This window comes from Mycolicibacterium chubuense, from assembly GCF_001044255.1.
GTDB classification, from domain to species: domain Bacteria; phylum Actinomycetota; class Actinomycetes; order Mycobacteriales; family Mycobacteriaceae; genus Mycobacterium; species Mycobacterium chubuense.
This window is the reverse complement of record NZ_JYNX01000086.1, coordinates 1-5,059: the sequence shown is the minus strand read 5'-3', so window position 1 is coordinate 5,059 and position 5,059 is coordinate 1. Positions and strand designations below refer to the sequence as shown.

5 protein-coding genes are annotated in these 5,059 nt (G+C 70.0%); 4 read left to right on the top strand and 1 reads right to left on the bottom strand.

Annotation, left to right across the window (positions count from 1 at the left end):
* From MCHUDSM44219_RS26505 to MCHUDSM44219_RS26495, 3 genes are all read left to right on the top strand, one after another.
* The coding region (locus MCHUDSM44219_RS26505; protein WP_048421264.1) for a phosphotransferase at window positions 1–384 on the top strand (384 nt) is incomplete at its 5' end.
* Window positions 385–421: 37 nt separating this feature from the next.
* Window positions 422–1,972, top strand: a complete 1,551-nt coding sequence (locus MCHUDSM44219_RS26500; RefSeq protein ID WP_048421263.1) for a Rieske 2Fe-2S domain-containing protein — start codon at window positions 422–424, stop codon at window positions 1,970–1,972.
* Complete coding sequence (locus MCHUDSM44219_RS26495) at window positions 1,972–2,328, top strand: hypothetical protein (protein ID WP_048421262.1); 357 nt, start codon at window positions 1,972–1,974, stop codon at window positions 2,326–2,328. The genes MCHUDSM44219_RS26500 and MCHUDSM44219_RS26495 overlap by 1 nt, the downstream gene beginning before the upstream one ends.
* Here MCHUDSM44219_RS26495 and serS read toward each other — a convergent pair.
* The gene (gene serS / locus MCHUDSM44219_RS26490) at window positions 2,325–3,581 is read right to left on the bottom strand and encodes a serine--tRNA ligase (protein WP_048421261.1); all 1,257 of its coding nucleotides are present in this window, start codon (window positions 3,579–3,581) and stop codon (window positions 2,325–2,327) included. The two genes, MCHUDSM44219_RS26495 and serS, sit on opposite strands and share 4 nt — an antisense overlap.
* A gap of 94 nt (window positions 3,582–3,675) precedes the next feature.
* On the opposite strand from serS, the gene MCHUDSM44219_RS26485 reads away from it, so the two are divergent.
* A complete protein-coding gene (locus tag MCHUDSM44219_RS26485) occupies window positions 3,676–4,992 on the top strand; it encodes a septum formation family protein (RefSeq protein WP_048421260.1) in 1,317 nt (438 codons plus the stop codon).
* Window positions 4,993–5,059: the final 67 nt, after the last annotated feature.

The window sequence follows — 5,059 nt, the reverse complement described above, 5'->3', positions numbered from 1 at the left end:
GAGACCGCGGCGCGGGCCATCGGCGCCGGCCTGCGCCGCCTGCACGACGCGCTGCCCGTCGCGGACTGCCCGTTCGGCCCGCCGTCCTGGGTCGGCGAACGTACCCCGCCGCCGGACCGGCTCGTGGTGTGCCACGGCGACGCGTGCGCGCCGAACACGCTGATGGCCGACGACGGATCGTGCGCGGGCCACGTCGACCTCGGCGACCTGGGCGTCGCCGACCGGTGGGCCGACCTCGCGATCGCCACGATGTCGCTGGACTGGAACTTTCCGAGGGGTCGCTGGGAGACCGTGTTGCTCGACACCTACGGGGTACGTGCGGACCCGGAACGCATCGCGTTCTACCGGCGCCGGTGGAACGACGAGCCCACGCCGCCGGGCTAAGCTGACAGGCGAGCAAGCAGCCAGTAGAGGGGTATTCGTGCAGGTCACCAGTGTCGGGCACGCCGGCTTCCGCATCGACACCGCCGCCGGGAGCATCCTGTGCGACCCGTGGGTCAACCCGGCCTACTTCGCGTCGTGGTTCCCGTTCCCCGACAACAGCGGTCTGGACTGGACGGCGCTCGGCGACGTCGACTACCTGTACGTCTCGCACCTGCACAAGGACCACTTCGACCCGGCGAACCTGCGCGCCCACGTCAACAAGGACGCCGTGGTGCTGCTGCCCGACTTCCCGGTGCCCGACCTGCGCCGCGAACTGGAGAAGCTGGGCTTCCACCGCTTCTTTGAGACCACCGATTCGGTCAAGCACCGCGTCAGCGGGCCCAAGGGCGATCTCGACGTGATGATCATCGCGCTGCGGGCGCCCGCCGACGGCCCCATCGGCGACTCGGGCCTGGTGGTCGACGACGGTGAGACCGTCGCCTTCAACATGAACGACGCACGGCCGGTCGACCTCGATGTGCTCGCCGCCGACTTCGGGCAGATCGACGTGCACATGCTGCAGTACTCCGGCGCGATCTGGTACCCGATGGTCTACGACATGCCCGCCCGCGCCAAGGAGGCCTTCGGCGTCCAGAAGCGGCAGCGCCAGATGGACCGGTGCCGGCAGTACATCGCACAGGTCGGCGCCACCTGGGTGATCCCGTCGGCGGGGCCGCCCTGCTTCCTGGACCCGGAGCTGCGCGACCTCAACGACGACCACGGCGACCCGGCGAACATCTTCCCCGACCAGGCGGTGTTCCTGGACCAGATGGCCGCCCACGGTCACGACGGCGGCCTGCTGATGATCCCCGGCTCGACCGCCGATTTCACCGGCGCGCAACTGGATTCGCTGACCCATCCGGTACCCGACGACGAGGTGCGGGCGATCTTCACCACCGGCAAGGCCGACTACATCGCCGCCTACGCCGAACGGATGGCGCCCGTGCTGGCCGCCGAGAAGGCCTCGTGGGCGCCGGCGAGCGGGGAACCGCTGCTCGAGCCGCTGCGCGAGTTGTTCGAGCCGGTGATGCTGGCCTCCGACCAGATCTGCGACGGCATCGGATATCCGGTGGAGTTGCGCCTCGGTCCCGAAACGGTGGTGCTGGACTTCCCGAAACGCGCTGTGCGCGAGCCGATCTCGGAGGAGAAGTTCCGGTACGGCTTCGCGATCGCGCCGGAGCTGGTCCGCACGGTGGTCCGCGACCGCGAACCCGACTGGGTCAACACGATCTTCCTGTCCACCCGGTTCCGGGCGTGGCGGGTGGGCGGCTACAACGAGTACCTCTACACCTTCTTCAAGTGCCTGACCGACGAGCGCATCGCCTACGCGGACGGCTGGTTCGCCGAGGCCCACGACGACAGTGCCTCGATCACGCTGGACGGCTGGGAGATTCAGCGCCGCTGCCCGCACCTGAAGGCCGACCTGTCGAAGTTCGGGGTGATCGAGGGCTCCACGCTGACCTGCAACCTGCACGGCTGGCAGTGGAATCTGACGAACGGCCGATGCCTGACCACCCGGGGCCACGAGTTGCGGTCGGCGAAGCTGTGATGGCAGAACCGGAACCGACCGTGGGCATCTCGAACCTGTACTACGACGACGGGCTGATCCAGCTCGACCGGGAAGCGCTGACGTTGCGCCGCTACCACTTCCCGTCGGGCACGTCGAAGATCATCCCGCTGCGGGACATCCGTGGCTACCAGGTCGCCCCGCTGGGCCTGTTACTGTCGCGATTCCGGTTGTGGGGCACCGACTTCCGGCGCTGGCTGCCGCTGGACGTGAACCGGCCGCTGAAGTCCACCCTGGTCACCCTCGACGTCCGCGGCGCCTTCCCCGACCCGGCCTGCACCCCGGTGCATCCCCGCGAGTTCGTCGACGTCCTCGAACAGCTGCTGGACCGCCGCTAGCTCGGCGTCAGCACCTCGACCCCGACGTAGGGCACCAGCGCCTGCGGCACCCGCACGCTGCCGTCGGGCTGCTGATGGTTCTCCAGGATCGCGACCAACCAGCGCGTGGTGGCCAGCGTCCCGTTCAGCGTCGCGGCCGTCTGCGGCTTGCCGTTGTCGTCGCGGTAGCGGACCGCCAGCCGGCGGGCCTGGAACGTCGTGCAGTTCGACGTCGAGGTCAGCTCGCGGTAGGTCTGCTGGGTCGGCACCCAGGCCTCGCAGTCGAATTTGCGCGCCGCCGAGGAACCCAGGTCGCCGGCGGCGATGTCGATCACCCGGTAGGGCACCTCGATGTGGGCGAGCATCTGGCGCTGCCACCCGAGCAGCCGCTCGTGCTCGGCCTCGGCCTCGTCGGGCCTGCAGTAGACGAAGCCTTCGACCTTGTCGAACTGGTGCACCCGGATGATGCCGCGGGTGTCCTTGCCGTAGCTGCCTGCTTCGCGCCGGAAGCACGACGACCAGCCGGCATAGCGGCGCGGGCCGCCGGACAGGTCGAGGATCTCGTCGGAATGGAACCCGGCCAGCGGCACCTCCGACGTGCCGACGAGGTACAGGTCGTCCTCGGCGAGGTGATAGACCTCGTCGGCGTGGGCGCCGAGGAACCCGGTGCCCGCCATGATCTCGGGGCGCACCAGCACCGGCGGGACCACCAGCGTGAAGCCGTTCTCGGTGGCGGTGCGCACGGCGAGCTGGAACAGCGCGAGCTGCAGCAGCGCGCCATAGCCGGTGAGGAAATAGAAGCGCGACCCCGAGACCTTGGCGCCGCGGTCCATGTCGATCAGCCCGAGGGACTCGCCGAGCTCGAGGTGATCCTTCGGGTTCTCGATCAGGGGCGGTTCACCGACGGTGTCGAGCACGACGAACGCGTCCTCGCCGCCGGCGGGCACGCCGTCGATGATGACGTTCGAGATCGCCATGTGCGCCGCTGTGAAGGCGCGCTCGGCGTCGGCCTGGGCGACCTCGGCGGCCCGGACCCGTTCGGAGAGTTCCTTGGCCGCGGCCAGCAGCGCGGGGCGTTCCTCGGGCGAGGCCTTGCCGACGGCCTTGCTGGCCGTCTTCTGCTCCGCCCGCAGGGTGTCGCCCTCGGAGATCGCGGCCCGACGCGCCGCGTCGGCCTGCAGCAGGGAGTCGACGAGCGCGGGATCCTCGCCGCGGGCTCGCTGCGACGCGCGCACCGCGTCGGGGTCCTCTCGAAGCACCTTCAGGTCGATCACATCGGGCAACCCTACGGGCCGCGGCGTCAGCCGCATAACGTTACAGCTGCATCACTTGTCACAGGGCCTGACACGCCTGTCACAATGGATCGCGATGTCCGCGACACCCCGACCGGGACCCGAGAACCCCCCCGCCCGCCCGACGCGATGGTGGCACAGCCTCCAGGCTGAGTCGACCCGCCGGGCGCTGCTGCTGACGGCACTCGGCGGGCTGTTGATCGCCGGCATCATCACCGCGCTGCCGCAGGCCGATCCGGCCGGGGGGCTGACGGCGAACTCGATCTCGCTGGGCCCGCGCGGCAACGACACGTTCGACCACGCCAAGAGCGGGGACTGCCTGAACTGGCCGGAGCGCACCCCCGACGCCGCCCAGATCGTCGACTGCACCACCGAGCACCGCTTCGAGGTCGCCGAGTCGGTGGACATGCGCACGTTCCCGGGCAGCGAGTACGGCCCCGACGCCGCCCCGCCGTCGGCGGCGCGCATCCAGCAGATCAGCCAGGAGCAGTGCTCCGCGGCGGTCCGGCGCTACCTGGGCGCGAAGTTCGATCCGAACAGCCGGTTCACGATCAGCATGCTGTGGTCGGGCGACAAGGCCTGGAAGCAGTCGGGTGAGCGCCGCATGCTGTGCGGGCTGCAGCTGCCAGGCCCGAACAACCAGCAGCTGGCCTTCACCGGCAAGGTCGCCGACATCGACCAGTCGAAGGTGTGGACGGCGGGCACCTGCCTGGGCATCGACCCCTCGACCAACCAGCCGACCGACATCCCCGTCGACTGCGCGGCGCCGCACGCGATGGAGGTCACCGGCGCGGTGAACCTCGCCGAGAAGTTCCCCGGCGGGCTGCCGGCCGAAGCCGACCAGGACTCCTTCATCAAGGACGCCTGCACCAAGATGACCGACGCCTACCTGGCGCCGATCCAGCTGCGGAACACCACGCTGACGCTGATCTACAGCACGGTCTCGCTGCCGAGCTGGTCGGCGGGCAGCCGCCAGGTGTCCTGCAGCATCGGCGCCACACTCGGCAACGGCGGGTGGTCGACCCTGCTCAACAGCGCCAAGGGCCCGCTGATGATCAACGGTCAGCCCCCAGTGCCCCCGCCGGACATTCCGGAGGAACGCCTCAACCTGCCCCCGATCGACGTGCCGCAGGTGCCCGACTCGTCGTCGCAGTCCAGCAGCTCGAGCAGCGGTTCGTCATCGTCGTCATCGTCGTCGTCGGACCAGAGCTCCGGCAGCGGGCAGCAGACGCAGCACATGCCGCAGCTGGCGACGACGGCCGCCCCCACGCCCACCGAACAGGCCCCGGCCACCGACCAGGCGCCACCGCAGGGCAACACGTTCCTCAACGGACCGCCGCCACCCCCTCGGCCAGGGACATGGTCAGGTCCCGGACGGCGCCGGCGTCGGTGATCGCGCGGTGCCCGCCGCCGAGTTCGAGATGCGCCGCCCGGTCCTCATCCCGGCACGACGCGAAAAC